The organism is Domibacillus epiphyticus, from assembly GCF_001975785.1.
Lineage (GTDB): Bacteria > Bacillota > Bacilli > Bacillales > Domibacillaceae > Domibacillus > Domibacillus epiphyticus.
The window spans coordinates 60231-79110 of record NZ_MSFI01000025.1; the positions used below are offsets into that span (position 1 = coordinate 60231).

The window sequence follows — 18880 nt, forward strand, 5'->3', positions numbered from 1 at the left end:
AACACCACCGTGCGGCCGAGTGCCTCCATTGATAAAGGAACAGGAGACATTACCTGACTGATAAAACATCTTCAATATTCTTAATTTTCTGTTAATAATTTGAGCGGAGGATTACAGAAGTGCATTGCAAAAAGTGATGTTGTAAATATCTATCTAGCCAGTTGGATCGTCACAATATGTAATCTCCAAAATTATTTTGCTGGCTCTCGTTCTTAATACAGAACATTTTCTTCAAAAAAAAAGGTCATTACCAGCAAGTTTTTTATATAGAACCATAGTAGTAATAATAATTTAAATCATTCCTTTTCCGGTTATTTAATACGGCTCCAAGCAGTTTCGCTTTCGCGTTTTGAAGAAGTTCTTTCGCTTTCTGTGCACTGTCAATGTCTGTTTTTCCACTGTTGACGACGAATATTGTCCCGTCACACTGGTTAGCAAGCACCTGTGCATCTGTGACAGCAAGAACAGGCGGTGTGTCAAACATCACAAAGTCATACTCACTTAGCGTCTTTTTCAGAAATTCTTTCATCGCGAAGGAGCCAAGCAGTTCGGCAGGATTTGGTGGAATGGGTCCTGACGTTAGTACATACAGGCTGTCAACTTCTGTTCTATTAACTGTTTCTTGAAGCGGCGATTGTTTTGTCAGTACGTTCGTTAATCCACTGGTATTTGGGAGACCAAATGTATAATGAATGGTCGGTTTTCGCAAGTCAGCGTCAACAAGCAAGACCTTCTTTCCTTTATTGGCAAAAATGACGGCTAGATTGGAAACTGTTGTTGATTTTCCTTCCTCTGGGCTTGCTGACGTGACTAGAAGCGAGCGGAATGATTGGTCAACTGATGAGAATAGAATGTTTGACCGAATCGTCCGGTATTGCTCAGAGATTGGTGATTGTGCATTATTTCTCGCAATGAGATTATGTCCTGCTAAACCAGGCGATTTCCTTTGTTTTTTTCGTTTAAGAGCCAAGGGTCCCACTCCTTTCGACCGTTTGATTTAGGTTTGTTCTTTTTCTTTCAATTGCCGTATCATCTTGAATCCTTGTGACGCTGCCTAGTACAGGCAGTTCAAGTAATTTTTCTATATCCTGTTCGGATTTAATCGTGTTATCCATGTACTCAAGCAGGAAGGCAAGCCCGACACCAGCCATTAAGCCGACAACAATCGCGGTCGCGATGTTTAAAAGCGGCTGCGGTTTTACTGGTGCAGAGCCTTCTTTTACTTCCGCTGGAGCAAGAATAGTGACATTGTCCACATTCATAATCTTTATCACTTCTTCCTGAAATACGTTTGCAGTTTCATTTGCGATGCCGGCGGCCCTGTGATGATCCTGATCTTCTACTCTAATATTTACTACCTGTGAATCCTGTTCACTGGAGACGCTAATCTTTTCTGACAGCTGTTCAGCTGTTAAGCCGACAGAAAGATTGTTGGATACTTTTTCTAAAATCGCCGGCGATTTCATAATAACATTGTACGTACTGATCAGCTGGAGACTCGTCTGGACATTGTCCTGATTATACAGCTGCTGTTCTGTTTTAGTCTGGTTTACGAGAACCTGTGTTGATGCTTGATATATCGGTGTTAAAACAAAATAACTGACAATTCCGCTAGCGAGAGCCGCCAAGATTGTTATAAGCACGATCAATTTGGTCCTTTTTTTCAATGTTGCAGCAAGCTCTTTCAAGCTGATGGTCTCTTCCATGTCTTTCCTCCTACAAAGGGAATATTCGGTAGAAATCTTTGCATCATGTGAAACATAAATGCAGAATGCTGTCTGTGTACATGCAATCTATGCGTACGGCTCCACTTGAACAGTTACAAAGAAAATTTTTATAGTTTTATCTAGCAGAATGCATTGTAAAATTTATACTATTCTGCTTTTCTATAAAAACTGTGCACTCAACAAGATTTGGTAAAATGCCGCCGCCTTTTTACTCAACTCTTTTGTCGTCATATGTACATTATAAAGAACAATAGTGTTCTTTGTACAGAACTTTTTAAATTCTTTAATTTAGATTCATCCTATTAATAAAAATGTGAATCTATATTCTTCTCCCATGTTTTACACACCCAAGTAATTAGGTTTTGCGGACTGACGAAAGTTTTTCATTGAGAACGAACTGAGCAGTTATGGATGTAACGTAATCAAATCCATGCTGTTGACTACTGCTTTTTAGATCGTTTCCGGAGATAACGATTGTTTTGTCAGCATGTTTGTAAAAACCCCTTCGGATTACACAACTATTATCCTTGCTTTTCAATTTTGAGAAGCTTTGTGAAGAGCTAACAATTTATCAAAACTGGCATTGTATGGACAATCGGCGCATCCATTCAAGTTTCCTCTCCTTATTAATGGAAATAATAGAATCATAGCATATCAATCGTAAATATTTTGTCGTTTCCCATCAAAAGTTTTTAACGTGTTTTGTCATTTTGAAAATAAAAAAGAACCTGATTCTGCCTTTTTGCTGAATCAGGTTTTCCACGCTTTCCAATTGATAACATAAGCATTTATGTGTGCTTCCGTGAGATAAACTGCACAGAAGCTCTGGCGTCCCGGTTTCTTTGTTGGACATTATTTTGTTTCCTGCATTAATTATATTAAGCCAAAAAATTTCTTTTTACGAGAAATAAGGTACGGCGGTTCTTTTGAAATGCATCCGCCAGTTAAAACGGTTTTAGCATTTTGGCGGAAGTAGTCTGCATAGCCGGAATCAATAGAGCCATAGGCTTTTACAAGGCCGATTTCACGTGTAGATAGGTTATGCGCATCAGACGCGATAAAGTGTGTTAAGTTTGCTTCGATCAGCTGTATGGATAAATTTTTTATTTTTTTTCCGAATTTTCCATCAATAGATGCCGCGGTAATTTGGGAGAGCGCGCCGTTTTTAATGAGCTTGTACAACATATCAGGGTTTTCCATAATGGCAGCGTTTCGCTCTGGATGCACGATAATCGGGGTAATACCATTCAGCTGCAAATCAAACAATATCTGCTCGGTAAATGCCGGAATTCCGTTTGATGGAAGTTCAACAAGCATATAGCTCGATCCGTTAATTGTGAGAAGTTTATTTTTTTTGTAGTCATCCAACAGTTCACCATATATGCGTATTTCCTGTCCGGAGCAAATTATCATGTTAATGCCGGCTTTCTGGATGTTAGCATTTAGTTCCTTAACTGCTGCTTCAATACGATTTTTTTCGTTATGGTACCGGCCATTTTTGTGATGAGGAGTTGCGACAATAGCAGTGATTCCATTCTCCAACGCCCGCTTCACCAATTCCATGCTTTCTAGCAAGTCTTTTGGTCCATCGTCTAGATTCGGCAATATATGGCAGTGAAGATCGATCATTTTTCGGACTCCTTCCATTCCTATAACAAGGCTGCTCCTTTCTTTGTTTAAGGGATATTTATATGTTCTTTAAACACTGAACTTAAACGCTTTCTTTCATTTTCAGAAACGATGTAATAATAAACACCGTTTATTATCTCACCGTAACCGTCGATCTTTTCCGATTGAAAGTTATTTTTGGCATTCCCATATTGTTTTTGAATAGATATCATGTCGCTAATAGATAAATTGGTTTCAACATTGCTTGCAACTGCATCTAAAATGTCATTGTATTTCAAAATGTTCCATTGCGCATCTCCTTTTTCAATTATGAACTGAATAACTTGGCGCTGACGCATCTGGCGGCCAAAATCCCCCTGTGGATCCTCATACCTCATACGTGAATAATTAAGAGCTTCTTTGCCGTTTAACGTAAGTGTTCCTTCCGGAAAAACATCTCCCTTATATGAAAAAGCAAAAGGATTAACCACCGTCACACCACCCACAGCGTCAACCAGCTCTTCAAGACCTTCCATATTCATTTTTACGTAATAATCAACCGGCATATCAAGAAAGTCCTCCACCGTTTTCGCAGCCATATCAATACCGCCAAATGCATACGCGTGATTGATTTTATCTTCTGTTCCTTTTTCAGCAATGGTCACACGTGTATCGCGCGGTATACTCAGCATCTTCACTGAATCATCCGCAATTGACATTAGAATCATTGTATCCGATCGGCCTTCATCGTTTTCCCGTTCGTCAACGCCCATCAATAAAACAGTAAATCCGCTTCCCTCAAGCTGTAAATCTTCCGTTCGCTTTTCGCTCTGTAATACTTCTCCATCGAATGCGGTGCGGACTGAATTATATACAGCAAATGCGACACCTGCAGCCGACAAGAAAAAGATGGCAACCAGTACTAACAATACCTTTTTCTTGCTTATTTTCTTTTTACCATGTCCTGTTCTTTCCATTCCCACTCTCCTATTAATCATAATCTTTGCACTTTAAATTACCATGTTTTCACAAAAGAAAATAGTGGAAAAAATTTTTTTCTCTTTACTTTTTTAAAAAATCACCTCCGTTTATTCTTTTCTAAAATAAAAAAACCCCCTTTGTGATGATCGAACACATAAGAGGGCCCCAAAGGTGAAATCAAGTTATGGTTTTTAAGTTAAAAGTCAAATTTCTGCTTAGATTCATATGGCTTGCATTAACAGCGGGTTGATCACTTCTTCATTTTACGGAAAAGCCCAATGCCGGTTCGTCTTCCGATCATACTTATGGTACGCTTGTTGGAAATCCGTCTTTTTTAGCTGCCGCCACCTTGCTTTCCAGCCTCTTCAGCTGCTTTTAATAAAGTCTCCTGTAGCTTTGCTTTATATAAAGGATTTGATAATGTCTCCATTACGACATCTTGCAGGTGTTTCCTGAATTCTTGACTTTTCATTGAAGTTTGGATTGTTTTTTGCATTTCAGGATCTTGAAAAACGCCTAAAAGCATTTTTTGATAGTCCGGATCTGTCATTAAACCTTTCATTAGTTTTTCGTGTTCTGTTTGCATGCTTTTTGCGAAGCTTTCTGCAAATTTCGGATCCTCAAAAGCCTTTTTCCAAAACTCTTGTCCTTTATCAGATGTTAACGTTGTTTGAATGGTTTTGGTTACGGCCTGTTGGTCCATGACAAGGGCCTGCTGGATTTCTTTATCTTTCATTAGTTCCTGGAGTGCTTTTTTTCCATCATCTGTTTTTAAAATATCGATCACCATTTTCTTTGTTTCCTCATAATCGGCCTGACCTGCGGATTCCCCATTGGCTGCACAGCCAGCGATCAGTATACTGACGAATGAAAATAGCATCATCATGAGGAGCGAGTAACTCTTCATTAATCCAGCACCTTTCTATTTGCAATTTGCTATTTATATTTTGAATAAGTTAGGAGAAGTTATACAGGGAAAATGCTGGTTCTAGTGCTAAAACCATTGATAAAGACAGAGGAGTTGCATAGACGGTTCCCGACAGTCAATGCCTTTTCTTCTTTACCAACTAAAAAAACCCCCTTATCGTGTGATGATTCTACACATAAGAAGGTTTACCGATCATGGTTTTATTATTTTAGTTAAAAGCGCATTTTCAGCATCTTCAATCCAAAAACGTTGATCAGCCTGGTTACACTCCCGCTAAGCGGGAAACGTCACGGGCAATCATGACTTCTTCGTTTGTTGGAATCACGATGACTTTCACCGGTGAATGCGGGTAGCTGATAAACGCTTCTTTGCCTCTGACGTTGTTAAGCGCAGGATCCCAGTACACACCCATAAATTCTAGTCCGCGTAAAATTCGTGCACGGGAGGCGATGTCATTTTCGCCAATGCCGGCTGTGAAAATAATCGCATCTACGCCTGACATGCGTGCTGCGTAAGAACCGATATATTTATGAATGCGGTTCGCGAATACTTCAAGCGCCGTCTCTGCCCGTTCGTTCCCTTCATCCGCCGCATTTGTAATATCACGCAAATCACTCGACAAGCCTGAGATACCAAGCATACCGCTTTTTTTATTCAATGTATCAAGCACTTCATCGGCAGTCTGTCCTGTTTTCTCCATAATGTATGGCATTAAGGCTGGGTCGATATTCCCTGACCGTGTACCCATTGCCACACCGGCAAGCGGGGTGAAGCCCATCGATGTATCAATTGACTTGCCGCCTTCGATCGCCGCAATACTTGCGCCGTTTCCGAGGTGGCAGGAAATTAAGCGCAAATGTTCGATCGGACGGCCAAGCAGCTGTGCCGCGCGTTCTGACACGTATTTATGTGATGTGCCGTGGAACCCGTATTTGCGGATGCCGTATTCTTTGTAATATTCGTATGGCAGGCTGTATAAGAAAGATTTTTCAGGCATCGTTTGGTGAAATGCTGTATCGAACACTGCAACAGACGGCACATTTGGCAAAACAGCACGAAATGCACGAATGCCGGTGACATTTGCCGGGTTGTGAAGCGGCGCCAGTTCCGATAATTCATCTATTTGCGCCAGTGTTGCATCATCAATTAAGACAGAATCATTGAAGGCTTCTCCACCGTGGACAACCCGATGGCCGATCCCGTCAATTTCATCAAGTGATGCGACAATTTTGTTTGATACTAATTTAGAAAGAAGCATTTGAACTGCGACAGAATGATCTGGAATATTTGTCACTTCCGTATCACTGGATCCATCCGGATTTGAAATGGTAAAAACGGAATCGGATAAGCCGATCCGCTCCACCAATCCTTTGGTAAGGACTGTTTCCTGCGGCATTTCAAACAGCTGAAATTTTAATGATGAACTTCCTGCATTTATAGCAATTATTTTAGACATTATACCCTCCTCATAAGTCGAACACATTCTCTCTATATAGAAATAACGTGTTCTCACATAAATAGCAAGCAATCATTCTTTTATAAAACGTTTACATGAAATATTAAATATTTTCCGAAAAATCTGCTTCATGATTTTATTTCGCTTTGTTATTCTGTTTTTTTCTTATTTGCATCTCGTTTACACAACGTACCATTATGTCTAAAAGCATCATCTATTGTCATTTATTGTATAGTAAACCATCGTATTATGTAGTATGATACACATATAAATACCTAGAGCCCTTGAAGGAGGCCCCTATGAAGTTATTCACAATAAATCGTTCTGCCCAAAAAACCGATCCTTATGTTGAAACGGTTAACACAGCGGATGTTCAGTTATCTGTGTCAAGCGGTTCAGAACTATCACGACAAATCGAGATGATCGGATTGACGGAACGCGATCTAGCCATCGTTCGATCAATGAAACCGTTAATAGATCAGGAACTAAACAACATGATCGAGCTGTTTTATTCAAGCATTACGAAACAGCCTGGCCTTTTAAATATTATTGAAGCAAATAGCAGTATTGATCGATTAAAAAAAACCCTCAGACGTCATATTGAAGAATTATTTAACGGCAAGGTAAATGATGAATTTTTGCAAAAACGCTATCGTATTGCTCACGTCCATGTTCGCATTGGCCTCGAGACAAAATGGTATATGTCCGCTTTTCAAAATCTATTGAATTCGATGACAGCCATCATTTCTGCACAGTCTTGGGATGGTGAAAAAAAAATTGAAGCCATTCAGGCAATCACGAAGCTTCTAAATTTAGAGCAGCAAATTGTGCTCGAGGCATATGAACTTGAGAACGAACGCATCCGTCAGGAAGAATTTGAGAAAAAAGAAAAACTGACGCAGCGCGTATACAATATTTCGCAAGAGCTCGCATCCATTTCAGAAGAAACAAGCGCATCCGTGAAAGAACTTGCAATGCAGTCAGACTCCATTAAACAAATTGCTCAGGATGGAATCACACAAGCGGATGAATCGGAGTCACATTCCCTTCAAGGGCAAAAACAGCTTCAGGAGCAGAACGGCAAACTCATCGATATTCAAAGCGCCGTTACAGATATACAAGAGTATTCAACAGAACTAAACGAGATTTCTCTGCGCATTGTGGACGTCATTACCATTGTCGGAAACATTGCTGGTCAGACGAACTTGCTGGCGCTGAATGCTTCCATTGAAGCTGCGCGCGCCGGTGAATACGGAAAAGGATTTGCAGTCGTTGCAGAGGAAATCCGTAAATTGTCCGATCAGACAAAAGAGTCGACAACCAATGTCTCAACCCATATTACGAAAACAAATGAATTGATTAAACAAATGAGCCAATCCGTTCATACGGTTAACGATCTAGTGGAAACAGGTATTGAAGGCATGAACAAAACCGATCAAGACTTTTCAAAGCTGTTAACTTTAATCACTCAGACGAAAACACAAAATAATCAGATCGACGAAAAGCTAAAACAATTTTTCCAAGTCATCAAGGAAATTGAAAAAGCATCCGGAGAAGTGGCTCAATCCGCTATGACATTGAACGATACAACAGAAGAATTTCTAAATGATTGAAAATAATCCGTCCTTCTCATCAGGGCGGATTTTTATTATTACGGAAATCACAAAATAGTGTAAAATAATTTCACTGGATGAAAGTAAAGTCTTTCATATAATCCAGAAAAAAAGCTCAAGAAGAAGCGTACCGTTTTTACAGTGCTGCTGTAAGGAGATGACAAAATGAAATTATTATGGGATTTAGATGGCACGATTTTTGATACGTACCCGGCAATTCTGGACAGTTTTATCGCTGTTCATGAAGCGGCACACGGTGAACCTGCCGACCGGACTGAAGCACTGCGATGGCTGAAAAAAAATTCTCAGCTCGCATTTCAACATTACGGGATTTCTGAAGATTTTCGTCCGCTTTTTAAAGAGCTTGATCATAAGCAGTCTGAGGCTGGCAGCCCTCCATTTGATGGGATTGAGAACATACTGGCTGCGGCAGAAGTCAACGTCATTGTCACACATCGGACAAAAGCGTCGACGATCGAATTGTTAAATAAATGGGGGTTGATCCAATATTTTGATGAAATCGTCAGCCCGGAAGATGATGGGTTTCCACGAAAACCGGACGCCGCCGCTTATCAGTATTTGCATCAAAAATACAACCTCGACTGGGCAATCGGCGACCGGTCCCTTGATTTAATCCCCGCGCGTACCGCAGGGTTGAAAACTGTTTCGTTTCAAAATGAGGACATTGAAGCAGATGTTTATATTGAAGCTTATGACGAATCCTTTTTTGAAAAAATGAAATAAAAAATAGCTGTCTCATATTGAGACAGCTATTTTTCGTCATTACTTCCAGACGTCATTCGCAATGTTTATAACGTGGCTCACTTTTTCCCATTGTTGTTCTTCTGTCAACAGGTTACCCTCTTCTGTTGAAGCAAAACCGCATTGCGGACTAAGGCACAATTGTTCGAGCGGTGCATACTTTGCCGCTTCCTGGATACGTGCTTTAATTGCTTCCGGATCTTCGAGTTCACCAAATTTTGACGTAATCAACCCGAGAACAATTTTTAAATCTGGACGATTGACATATTTCAGCGGTTCAAATCCACCTGAACGCTCATCGTCAAACTCCAAGAACAAACCATCAACATTCAACCCGCCGAAAATTACTTCCGCCGCTGCGTCATAACCGCCGCTTGCTGTGTATGTTGATTTAAAGTTTCCACGGCAAATGTGCATCGTGATCACCATATCTTCCGGTTTGTTCGCAATGGATTCGTTAATCGCGCGCTGGAACATTGGCAGAAGTGTTTCCGGATTTTGGCCGCGTTTTGCGATTTGTTCTTTTCCTGCTTCAGAGAAGAATACCGCCCAAGCCGTATCGTCAAGCTGTAAATAACGGCAGCCTGCATCATAAAAAGCTTGAATCGCTTTCTGATATGCTTTCACCAAGTCAGTCAACAGTGATTCCTGATCAGCATATACATTTTCATCAACTGTGCCGCGGAAAAGCAGCATATTCGGGCTCGGAATCGTAAATTTTGCGACATGATCCCCTTTAATGCTATGTAAGAACTTGTAGTCCTCGATCATCGGATGATTAGTGAAGTCAATTTTGCCAGTAACTTTAATGCCATGTGCTCTTGTTTGTACACCTTTAAATTGAATTCCTGCTTCAGCTTCATACAGTTCCACACCGTCAAGAGCAGCAAGGAAATCAAAGTGCCACCACGCACGGCGCATTTCACCGTCTGTTACAGCCTTTAGTCCTACTTCTTTTTGTTTTTCAACGAGGCGGATGATTTCTTCATCTTCAATGGCACGCAGCTGTTCTGCTGTGATGTCCCCGTTTTCTTTTTGCAGTCGTGCTTCCTTCACACGTGCTGGGCGTAAAAAACTGCCGACGTGATCAGCGTAAAATGGTGCTTTCATTACAATCAAACTCCTTTCATTTCAAATGGTATCATTTTCGGACAAAAAAGAAAACGGTCGAGATAAAGGAAATCGCTTTCAATACAATAATATATTTATTCATTTTCCGTTTCACGCTCTATCTACCCAAAAGATAGTATAAAATACCCTGTAAATAAATAGTCAATCAAGGTGTTTACTCCCTTTTTAAAAAATTTATGTGAAATTCAACTACTCTATATCTATTATACTAGTATAGACGAACCAACTATTCAAATATGACAAAAAAGTTAAATTATGCGTAATAGCCCGCCATCCAAGACAGTGCATGATATGCGTGCATCGATGGGATTTCAAAATAAAGAGGTCACGACAACATAATGCAGACACCATCGATGGTATTGAGGTGTAGCTGGACGAATTTATACGCCTGAAGAAAAAGAAACGTGCCCACTTCTATCCGCTTTTGTTTTCATACTTTCATGGAGGCGGTTTTTTCGGCGGAACGATCGATGTTGTAGAAAACCCTTGTAAATCCCTAGCGGAAAAAGCAAATGGTGCCGTGATACCGTCTTGGCACCGAACATCCTTTTTCAGCTTGTCTTGTAGATTGCTTTACTGTCGTAAAATGGGTGCAAGCGTATGGCGAATCGATTGGTGATGATATGAATCAATCGTAATATCCGGTGGCAGGTGGAAATTTGGCATCAGTGCCAAATATGAAATGAATGGCTAAATAAAAAACGGATCAACATCATTCTCCTATAGATGTTGATCCGTTTTCATTAATCTCTTGCTTTTTGCACTTTCAGCTGTTTCCCTTTTACTGTCGTCGTTTTCATCGCTTTCAACACAATCGGTCCTTTTCCGTTCAATATCTCCACATACGAGACATTGTCTTGAATCGTGATAATCCCAATGTCTTCAACACGGACACCCGGGATGTTTGAAATCGTTCCAACGAAATCTACGGCTCGTATTTTCTTTTTCTTTCCACCGTTAAAATACAATTTCATAATATCCTTATTTAAGGTGCGGCTTTTTTCTTCTTTTCGTTCAGGCCGCTCACTCATTTTTATTTCAAACGCATGGCGGAACACCGATACTTTTTCCTGGGACGGCTTATCCGTCCGCTTAATCTCAAACCCGATATACGATTCAATTTCTTTTAGGTATTTCTCCTCATATGACGTTAAGAACGTGATCGCTTTACCGTTATTTCCGGCACGACCCGTCCGGCCAGTCCGGTGAACGTAGCTTTCCTTCTCAAGAGGCACATCAAAATTTATGACTAGCGACACATTCGCCACATCAATCCCGCGCGCGGCGACATCTGTGGCGCACAAATATCGGAACTCGCCAAGTTTAAATTCATTCATGACAGCAAAACGGTCTTCTTGCACCATTCCGCCGTGAAGCATACCGCACGAATATCCATCACGATCGAGCACATCAAACAATGTTTCGACGCGTTCCTGCGTTCGGCAAAAAATTATACAGGTGTCCGGATTTTCAACAATGGACACATCTTTTAGAAGAGAAAACTTTTCATCATCATTTACGTAGATCAGTTCATGATTAATTTTATCTGTTGTTACCGTCTGCGCCATTTCAAGATACTCTGGATTGTTCATATACTTTTCTGAAAGAGCCGCCACATCTTCTGGTAAGGTAGCTGAAAATAACATCGTCACACGTTTCGTCGGCAATTTCTCAATAATTGCCGATACTTGATCAATAAAGCCCATATTGAACATTTCATCCGCTTCATCGATCACTAAGTATTCAACTTTCTCGATTGGAAGCGTTTCTTTTTCAATATGATCAAGCACACGCCCTGGTGTACCCACAACGACATGTGTTTTCTGCTTTAGTTCCAATTTTTGACGCGCAAATGGCTGTTTCCCATAAACAGCTGCTGCTTTAATTCGTTTAAACCGGCCGATATTCGTTATGTCTTCTTTCACTTGCGCCGCAAGTTCACGGGTTGGCGTCAACACCAGCGCTTGCGGCTTATTTTCATCCCAATCTACAAGTTCGGCAATCGGGATGCCAAAGGCCGCTGTCTTGCCGCTTCCTGTCTGCGATTTTACGACTATATCTTTTTTTTGAAGCGCCGCCGGAATCACGGCCGACTGCACATTTGTTGCTTCGGAATACCCAAGTCCTTTCAACGCTCTTGTTATGTCGGTGCTTAATGAAAAATCTTCAAATGGTTGTTTGCTCATATTTATCCTCAAATGTTTGTCATAGATCCTGCTTTCTTATTATACCGAAAAACAGCCTGGAATCATCCAGGCTGTTTTAGAAATTAATAGCTTCCGACGCCGAGTTCGAAACCGTTCGGGTACGATTCATTGTTATACAAAAAAACCGGTGTTTCGCCTTCGTATACGACAGCTGTTTTACTATAGCGCAATCCTTTTTTTGCGCCGGACTGAGCCTCATTTACATCATCAAACCGTCCGATGTGGATAACGGCAGCCGCTTCATCATATAGTTTTACGACAAACATGACATGCACCTCACTTTTTGTCATCCATATAGGAATACAATTCGCCATGTTTACCGTAATCCTCTTTTTTCATATTTTCGAAAAAGATAAAGACTTTATTTTCATCTACATCGAATGACTCCTTTACAGCAGCCGTCATTCGTTTAACGAGATCTCTTTTTTGTTCGGGTGTTTTCCCTTCCAGTACTTTCACTGTAATAAATGGCAAATCGTTCACCCTCCCTTTTTTATTTTAAACGCCAGGGAACCAGCCTGGAGTGTTAACAATCGCATTCCAAAGAGGAGCCGGCACAACAAGTTTTTCTTGATTATTTTTGTCGATTTTTGTAACAATCATATCTTCCTGGCCGTTTTGCACCTTTTGAACCCAATCTGGCTCGATGATTAGACCACGGCCGATTGCGATCAGCGGAACGCCTGTCGACAATGCTTTTAGCGCATCCTCAGCAGTATAAATGGAGCCAACACCGATAACAGGGACTTTATCCCCGACACGTTCTTGAATGATTTCTAAACGTGAACGTGAATCGTCTACACCTCGTCTCGGTTCTGACCAAAATTCCATGAGTGATACGTGCAAATAATCAAGTTCCTTCTCTTTTAATGCATCGATTAGTTCAAGCGTGTCAGCCATTGTTATACCTGGTGTTTCCGGCTCTTCCGGTGAAAAACGGTAGCCGACAGCAAATGGTGTTTTCGCGTGTTTTGCGACAGCGTTTTTCACTTCATCTACTACCGCCAGCGGGAATGCAAGTCGTTCTCCCCATTTATCTGTACGTCTATTTGAATGCGGTGAAAAGAACTGTTGAATTAAGTAGCCATTTGCGCCGTGAATTTCAACGCCGTCAAAGCCCGCTTCAATCGCGCGCCTTGTTGTTTCGCCAAATGCGTGAATGATCTCTTCTACTTCATCTGAAGATAATTCACGCGGGATCGGACTACCCTCTGCTTCAGCCGCCACAGCACTCGCACTCACAACATCACCGTCAACTAATTCTGGAGGAACCATTCTTCCACCGTGGAAAATTTGCAAAACCGCTTTTGCTCCTTCCCCTTTAATAGCCGAAGCTAAACGGCGAAGACTTGGGATCATGCCATCATGATCAGCACCAAATTCTCCATGGAACCCTTTCCCGTTCGGTGTGACATATGTGCATGCTGTGATAACCATGCCGACACCATTCGAGCGGCGTACATAGTATGCTACTTCATCATCTGTTACTGTACCGTCATCATTAGATGAAAAATTTGTCATTGGTGCCATAACGATACGGTTATCAAGATCAATGCCGCTTTTTAATGAAAAGGCTGGAATAAAGGTGAGAATTTTTGATTCATGATGTAATAACCTCCGAAATTTAAGAATACTGTTTTTTAATTGCATTTACCTGTTCTGTTAACTGTTCAAACCATTCTTCGTCTTTTGTCAGTAACGCAAGATCAATCAGTTGTGCTAGTGGTGCTTCTTCCCCAACTGCTGAGTCCGGTACTTTTTGAAATGATTTCGACAAGACGCGAATCATCCGACCAACCAGTTTTTTATTCACTGAATCGACAACATACACTTTCATTATATCTTCTGGATCTTCTAATTTTACGGCATAACCGTAGATTCTCTGCTTATCCCACGTTTCGCCTTGTACCCAGTCCCCCACTTGAAAAGACAATCTTCTTTCCATTTCTCTCACTTCCCTGTTTACATCATTTATCTGTATGTTTTTATTCTGTCCAAAACGGACGATACCGTAAACTGCTGACTGCATCAATTTAAATCATATTCATCACTACGTACTTCTCGATGAAACAGGGATTATGTGATGTGGAAACCTTGCACAACCGTTCATCGACACGCTTGGTCCAATCGCCTCACAACTCAACAAATGCTCCGGCAATCTACACCAAGCTACAAACTATGATTAAAAAATCCGATATTCACCGACATTTTTCCCCATTTTTGAAAAGCATATTGTAAGTTTATTTTGTACAGTTTAAAAAGTCAACGCAGGTGCTTTAATATGACTTTAAAACTAAAAAAAATAAAAAATGCTGGCTTCATTATGAAGACAGCACGTTTTGCTTTATGGCCCGTTTCTGCCACACAATGGTGAGCACCAGTGTCGCTGCTAGAAGAAAGACACCTAATATAAACGGATAAATAATATTTATGTCGTATAATAGACCGGCACAAGTTGGACCGAGAACATTCCCGATACTCATATATGCATTATTCATCCCCATCGCAAAGCCTTGTTCATCTCCCGCCATTTTGGAAATGAGTGTATTTAATACCGGACGCAAAATAGATGTCGCGAGGAAAATAAGCAGCGAAATACCGAAAAAAAGCATGTAATTCTTTGCAAAAACTGACAATAAAAAACCGAAAGCGGCTACTGCTAAAAAGACATTTAATACAGTGCCTTCACCAAATCGAGTTACCAGGCGATCCACGATAAAAAGCTGTACAATGACACTCACAATTCCTGTTGAAGTAATCATAAGAGCGATCTCTTGCGGAGTTGCGCCGAATTCATCATCTACAAACAGGCCAAGCACTGATTCATACGCCATCAATCCAAAACTCATGACAAGTGTAATGACGAGCGGGATGAAATAAGGCATCGTAACGGAGCGAACTAATTTTTTCCCCATTGAGTCGTTTACCGGCGGCGTATCAAAAACAGGCTGCGGCTGACGATCCGGTTCTTTTAGAAAGACAATCGAAAACAATACCGCAAGAAGCGCTACTATAGCCGAAATTAAAAATGGCATTTTTAAGCCAAGGTCAGCTAAAAATCCGCCTATTCCCGGTCCGACGACAATCCCAAATGACATTGCAGCAGAGATTAAACTGTTCCCTTTTGCACGCTGATCGAACGTCGTAATGTCGGCTACATATGCGAATATCGCAGGAATTAATAGGGCTGCGCCAATGCCGCCAATCACCCGTGATGCATACAGCCACCAGATTGAATCAAATGCGTAAAACACAAACATGGACAGCGCCAATCCGAATAAACCGAAAATAATCATTTTCCTTCGTCCGTAATCATCTGCCCATTTCCCTGCAACGGGAGAAAACACAAGCTGTGCTCCCGCAAAAATTGCGATCATAAGTCCGGCGGCCATTCCACCTTCATTAATTGAATCTAAATACGCCGGCAGGATCGGAATAATAATCCCAAAACTTCCAATCGCTATAAACATGTTGATCATCAAAACGATCATTTTTTTTCGCTGATCACCGGTCATTTATATAACCTCACTTTCTTTGTTCTCTCTTTTTGACACATCCGCTTATTTTAGCAAAATGTTTAACATTCTGAAATAAAAATGACTCGGAATTTAATTTTTCTTTTATAGGCGAATTATCGGCCGCTTTTACAATATCTTCAACATCAAACTTGTTTCAGTTAAATATGGAATGCTGCCTCTATCCGGTGAATATAATAAAAGGGTTCACAAAATTTTGAAAGATGGAGGATTGAAAAAAAAATGACAGCAGACACTGTGCGCTGGTCTAAACTGTTAATGGCGGCACTCATGATTCTCGTTTTAATCTCCTCATTTTTTGTCCAAGAGGCTAAAGCAAGTCCTTCCTACAGTCAGGAAGTAACGGCTACCGCAAAACAATATTTAGGGGTAAAATATAAAGCAGGCGGCACAACACCAAAAGGATTCGATGCTTCCGGCTTTACTCAGCATGTTTTCGATTACTCTTTAGTGGACATCAAACTGCCCCGTACTTCCAAGCAGCAGTTTTCAAAAGGAAAAGCTGTATCAAAAAAAGACATTAAAGAAGGCGATCTTCTCTTTTTCAAAACGAATGGCAAAGACGTCTCGTTTGTCGGTATTTCTCTCGGCAAGGATCAGTTTATTGCCGTTACGGTGAAAAAAGGGGTATCAATAAATTCATTAAATGAGAAATACTGGAAAGATACGTATGCTGGCGCAAAACGTGTTATAAAGTAACATAAAAAAGCTATCCGCCGTACGGGGGGACTGACCCCTATATGCGGATAGCTTTTTTGGCAATAACATTATGATGTAATATAATCTCCACCATTAATATGAATCGTTTGGCCCGTGACGTAGGTTGAGTCGTTTGAAGCAAGATACACATACGCCGGTGCATTTTCAGAAGGCTGTCCACGTCTTCCCATTGGGGTATCCGTACCGTGCTGTGCTACCTTTTGCTTGTCAAACGTTGCTGGAATTAAAGGCGTCCAAATCGGGCCTGGCGCTACTGCATTCACCCGAATCCCTTTGCTGGCCAGGTTTGCGGCAAGGGAGCGAGTAAAGGAAGTAATCGCACCTTTCGTTGCCGAATAATCAATTAATTCCGGAGACCCTCGATACACGGTAACAGATGATGTATTGACAATGGCAGCTCCTTTTGACATGTGCGGAAGTGCCGCCTGCGTTAAGTAGAACATTGAAAAAATATTCGTCTCAAACGTTTCGCGCAGCTGTTCCGGTGTGATTGTCAAAAAGTCTTCTGTTGGAAACTGCTTCCCAGCATTGTTAACCAGAATATTCAATCCGCCAAATTGACTGACCACTTTCTCGATAAGGTGTTTACAATTTTCGACATCACTTATATCCGTCGCCACTTTCAAACTCTTTACACCATACTTTTCTATCAATTGAACCGTTTTTTCTGCATCACCGTCTTCGTTCAAATAGGCAATGGCAACATTTGCCCCTTCTTTTGCGTAAGCAATCGCCACTGCCCGGCCAATTCCGCTGTCTCCACCGGTAATAAGTGCTGTTTTTCCTTTTAATTTACCGGATCCTTTATAATTTTCGTCGTCATAAATTGGTTCAGGATGCATCTCTGCTTCAATGCCTGGCTGCTGGCTTTGCGTCTGTCCGGGCGTTTCTTCATGTATTTTCTCAAATTTATCTTTTCCCATTCAACATCCATCTCCATCCATTTTAAATTTTTCTTAAAAGGTATTCCCTGGATGAAAAAACATAAAACATAGGTAACTTTTAACATGTGTAAGCAAAAAAACTCAGCGGAAGCTGAGTTTTTTTTAAAATGCAGTTTATGGTTTTAGTACGACTTTAATGCAGTTCTCCGTTTTTGTATCAAACATTTCATACCCTTTTTTTGCTTGATCTAACGGAATCACATGGGTAACGACATCACCCGGGTCTACTTTCCCCTCAGCAATTAAATTATGAAGGAACGGCATATAATGAATAACTGGCGCCTGTCCTGTCCGGATGTTTACATTCCGCTGAAAAAAATCTCCCATTGGAAAGCCGTTATACGCTCCACCATATACCCCTGTAACTTGAACATTCCCGCCTTTTCGCACCGCCTGGCTGGCCATTACGAGTCCACTCATGGCACCGCCGTGAAGCTTTAACCCGGTTGCAAGAAATTCAATAGGGGTCAGCTTCCCACTCATTCCTACACAGTCGATTACGACATCCGCCCCGCCTTTTGTTAGCTCTTTTAAATAATTCCCGACATTTTCGTGGTCTTCAAAATTTATAATTTCTACATTGTTTGTGCGCTTCGCATGTTGTAATCTGTAATCAACATAATCGACAGCAATAACCCGCTTTGCACCTTTTAACCATGCAAATTTTTGTGCAAGCAGCCCCACCGGTCCGCATCCAAGGATGATGACGGTATCTCCTTCTTTCATCCCGGAGTTATCGACACTCCAATAGGCAGTGGATGCCGCATCTGCAAGTAAAACGAGCTTCTCATCTTCTACTTCAGAGTTTTCAGGGATTTTAAAAGGGGTAAAATTCCCGTAAGGAACACGCATGTATTCGGCCTGGCCGCCTGGATAACCGCCAGTTGTTCCAGTGTAACCGAAATAGGCACCCATTTCCCCATTATCATTTGCATGATCACATTGGCTTTCTAACTCATGCTGACAAAACCAGCACTGTCCACAAGCAATGTTAAAAGGGATGATGACACGGTCTCCTTTTTTTACCTTTGTCACCTCTGGACCAACTTCTTCCACAACCCCCATTGGTTCATGACCGATTATATAATCTTCCTGTAAATTAGGGATCATGCCATGGATTAAATGCAGATCCGATCCACAAATTGCTGTGGACGTTACCTTCACAATAATATCATCCGGTTTTTTGATTTCGGGCGCTTTTACTTCTTTTACGTCAACATTTTTAACACCCTGATACGTAACAGCTTTCATTTATTCGATCTCCTCC

At 41.1% G+C, this 18880-nt stretch carries 17 protein-coding genes and 1 pseudogene; 3 read left to right on the forward strand and 15 right to left on the reverse strand.

The features are described 5' to 3' along the window. Nucleotides 1-262 precede the first annotated feature (262 nt). The 6 genes from BTO28_RS14040 to BTO28_RS14065 all read right to left on the reverse strand — a co-directional run bounded on the left by BTO28_RS14040 (nt 263) and on the right by BTO28_RS14065 (nt 6700). Complete coding sequence (locus BTO28_RS14040; RefSeq protein ID WP_076767347.1) at nt 263-970, reverse strand: CpsD/CapB family tyrosine-protein kinase; 708 nt, start codon at nt 968-970, stop codon at nt 263-265. Then, nucleotides 960-1706 carry a YveK family protein gene (locus tag BTO28_RS14045; protein ID WP_076767349.1) on the reverse strand — a complete coding sequence of 249 codons (747 nt, stop codon included), beginning with the start codon at nt 1704-1706 and terminating at the stop codon, nt 960-962. The genes BTO28_RS14040 and BTO28_RS14045 overlap by 11 nt, the downstream gene beginning before the upstream one ends. Before the next feature lie 894 nt (nt 1707-2600). Then, nucleotides 2601-3356: a tyrosine-protein phosphatase gene (locus tag BTO28_RS14050; protein ID WP_076767351.1), complete on the reverse strand. Its 756-nt coding sequence runs from the start codon at nt 3354-3356 to the stop codon at nt 2601-2603. A 47-nt stretch (nt 3357-3403) separates the two neighbouring features. Further along, on the reverse strand, nt 3404-4312 hold the full coding sequence (locus BTO28_RS14055) for an LCP family glycopolymer transferase (protein WP_076767353.1): 909 nt from the start codon (nt 4310-4312) through the stop codon (nt 3404-3406). 338 nt (nt 4313-4650) lie between these two features. After that, nucleotides 4651-5223, reverse strand: coding sequence for a spore germination lipoprotein GerD (gene gerD / locus BTO28_RS14060; protein WP_076767355.1), 573 nt, complete (start codon nt 5221-5223; stop codon nt 4651-4653). A gap of 283 nt (nt 5224-5506) precedes the next feature. Beyond that, nucleotides 5507-6700, reverse strand: coding sequence for an acetate kinase (locus BTO28_RS14065; RefSeq protein WP_076767357.1), 1194 nt, complete (start codon nt 6698-6700; stop codon nt 5507-5509). Between the two features lie 299 nt (nt 6701-6999). Between BTO28_RS14065 and BTO28_RS14070 the strand changes: the two genes are divergently transcribed. Then, the gene (locus BTO28_RS14070) at nt 7000-8313 is read left to right on the forward strand and encodes a globin-coupled sensor protein (protein ID WP_076767359.1); all 1314 of its coding nucleotides are present in this window, start codon (nt 7000-7002) and stop codon (nt 8311-8313) included. Nucleotides 8314-8478: 165 nt separating this feature from the next. Next, complete coding sequence (locus BTO28_RS14075; RefSeq protein ID WP_076767361.1) at nt 8479-9057, forward strand: HAD hydrolase-like protein; 579 nt, start codon at nt 8479-8481, stop codon at nt 9055-9057. Nucleotides 9058-9096: 39 nt separating this feature from the next. On the opposite strand, the gene BTO28_RS14080 is transcribed toward BTO28_RS14075, so the two are convergent. The 7 genes and pseudogenes from BTO28_RS14080 to BTO28_RS14115 form a co-directional block, all read right to left on the reverse strand. Next, entirely contained in the window at nt 9097-10185 is a 1089-nt protein-coding gene (locus tag BTO28_RS14080) for a 5-methyltetrahydropteroyltriglutamate--homocysteine S-methyltransferase (protein ID WP_076767364.1), read from the reverse strand. 764 nt (nt 10186-10949) lie between these two features. Next, complete coding sequence (locus BTO28_RS14090; protein ID WP_076767367.1) at nt 10950-12392, reverse strand: DEAD/DEAH box helicase; 1443 nt, start codon at nt 12390-12392, stop codon at nt 10950-10952. A gap of 83 nt (nt 12393-12475) precedes the next feature. Then, complete coding sequence (locus BTO28_RS14095) at nt 12476-12679, reverse strand: hypothetical protein (RefSeq protein ID WP_076767369.1); 204 nt, start codon at nt 12677-12679, stop codon at nt 12476-12478. A gap of 10 nt (nt 12680-12689) precedes the next feature. Beyond that, nucleotides 12690-12887, reverse strand: coding sequence for a 2-hydroxymuconate tautomerase (locus tag BTO28_RS14100; protein WP_076767371.1), 198 nt, complete (start codon nt 12885-12887; stop codon nt 12690-12692). A 24-nt stretch (nt 12888-12911) separates the two neighbouring features. Continuing rightward, a pseudogene (locus BTO28_RS14105) lies at nt 12912-14017 on the reverse strand (NADH-dependent flavin oxidoreductase). 20 nt (nt 14018-14037) lie between these two features. Further along, complete coding sequence (locus BTO28_RS14110) at nt 14038-14442, reverse strand: IDEAL domain-containing protein (RefSeq protein ID WP_083711629.1); 405 nt, start codon at nt 14440-14442, stop codon at nt 14038-14040. Nucleotides 14443-14734: 292 nt separating this feature from the next. Next, nucleotides 14735-15928 carry an MFS transporter gene (locus BTO28_RS14115; protein WP_076767373.1) on the reverse strand — a complete coding sequence of 398 codons (1194 nt, stop codon included), beginning with the start codon at nt 15926-15928 and terminating at the stop codon, nt 14735-14737. Nucleotides 15929-16171: 243 nt separating this feature from the next. On the opposite strand from BTO28_RS14115, the gene BTO28_RS14120 reads away from it, so the two are divergent. Continuing rightward, the gene (locus BTO28_RS14120) at nt 16172-16648 is read left to right on the forward strand and encodes a C40 family peptidase (protein WP_076767375.1); all 477 of its coding nucleotides are present in this window, start codon (nt 16172-16174) and stop codon (nt 16646-16648) included. A gap of 68 nt (nt 16649-16716) precedes the next feature. On the opposite strand, the gene BTO28_RS14125 is transcribed toward BTO28_RS14120, so the two are convergent. After that, nucleotides 16717-17592, reverse strand: coding sequence for an SDR family oxidoreductase (locus BTO28_RS14125; RefSeq protein WP_076767377.1), 876 nt, complete (start codon nt 17590-17592; stop codon nt 16717-16719). A 135-nt stretch (nt 17593-17727) separates the two neighbouring features. After that, nucleotides 17728-18864, reverse strand: a complete 1137-nt coding sequence (locus BTO28_RS14130) for a zinc-dependent alcohol dehydrogenase (RefSeq protein WP_076767379.1) — start codon at nt 18862-18864, stop codon at nt 17728-17730. Nucleotides 18865-18880 lie beyond the last annotated feature (16 nt).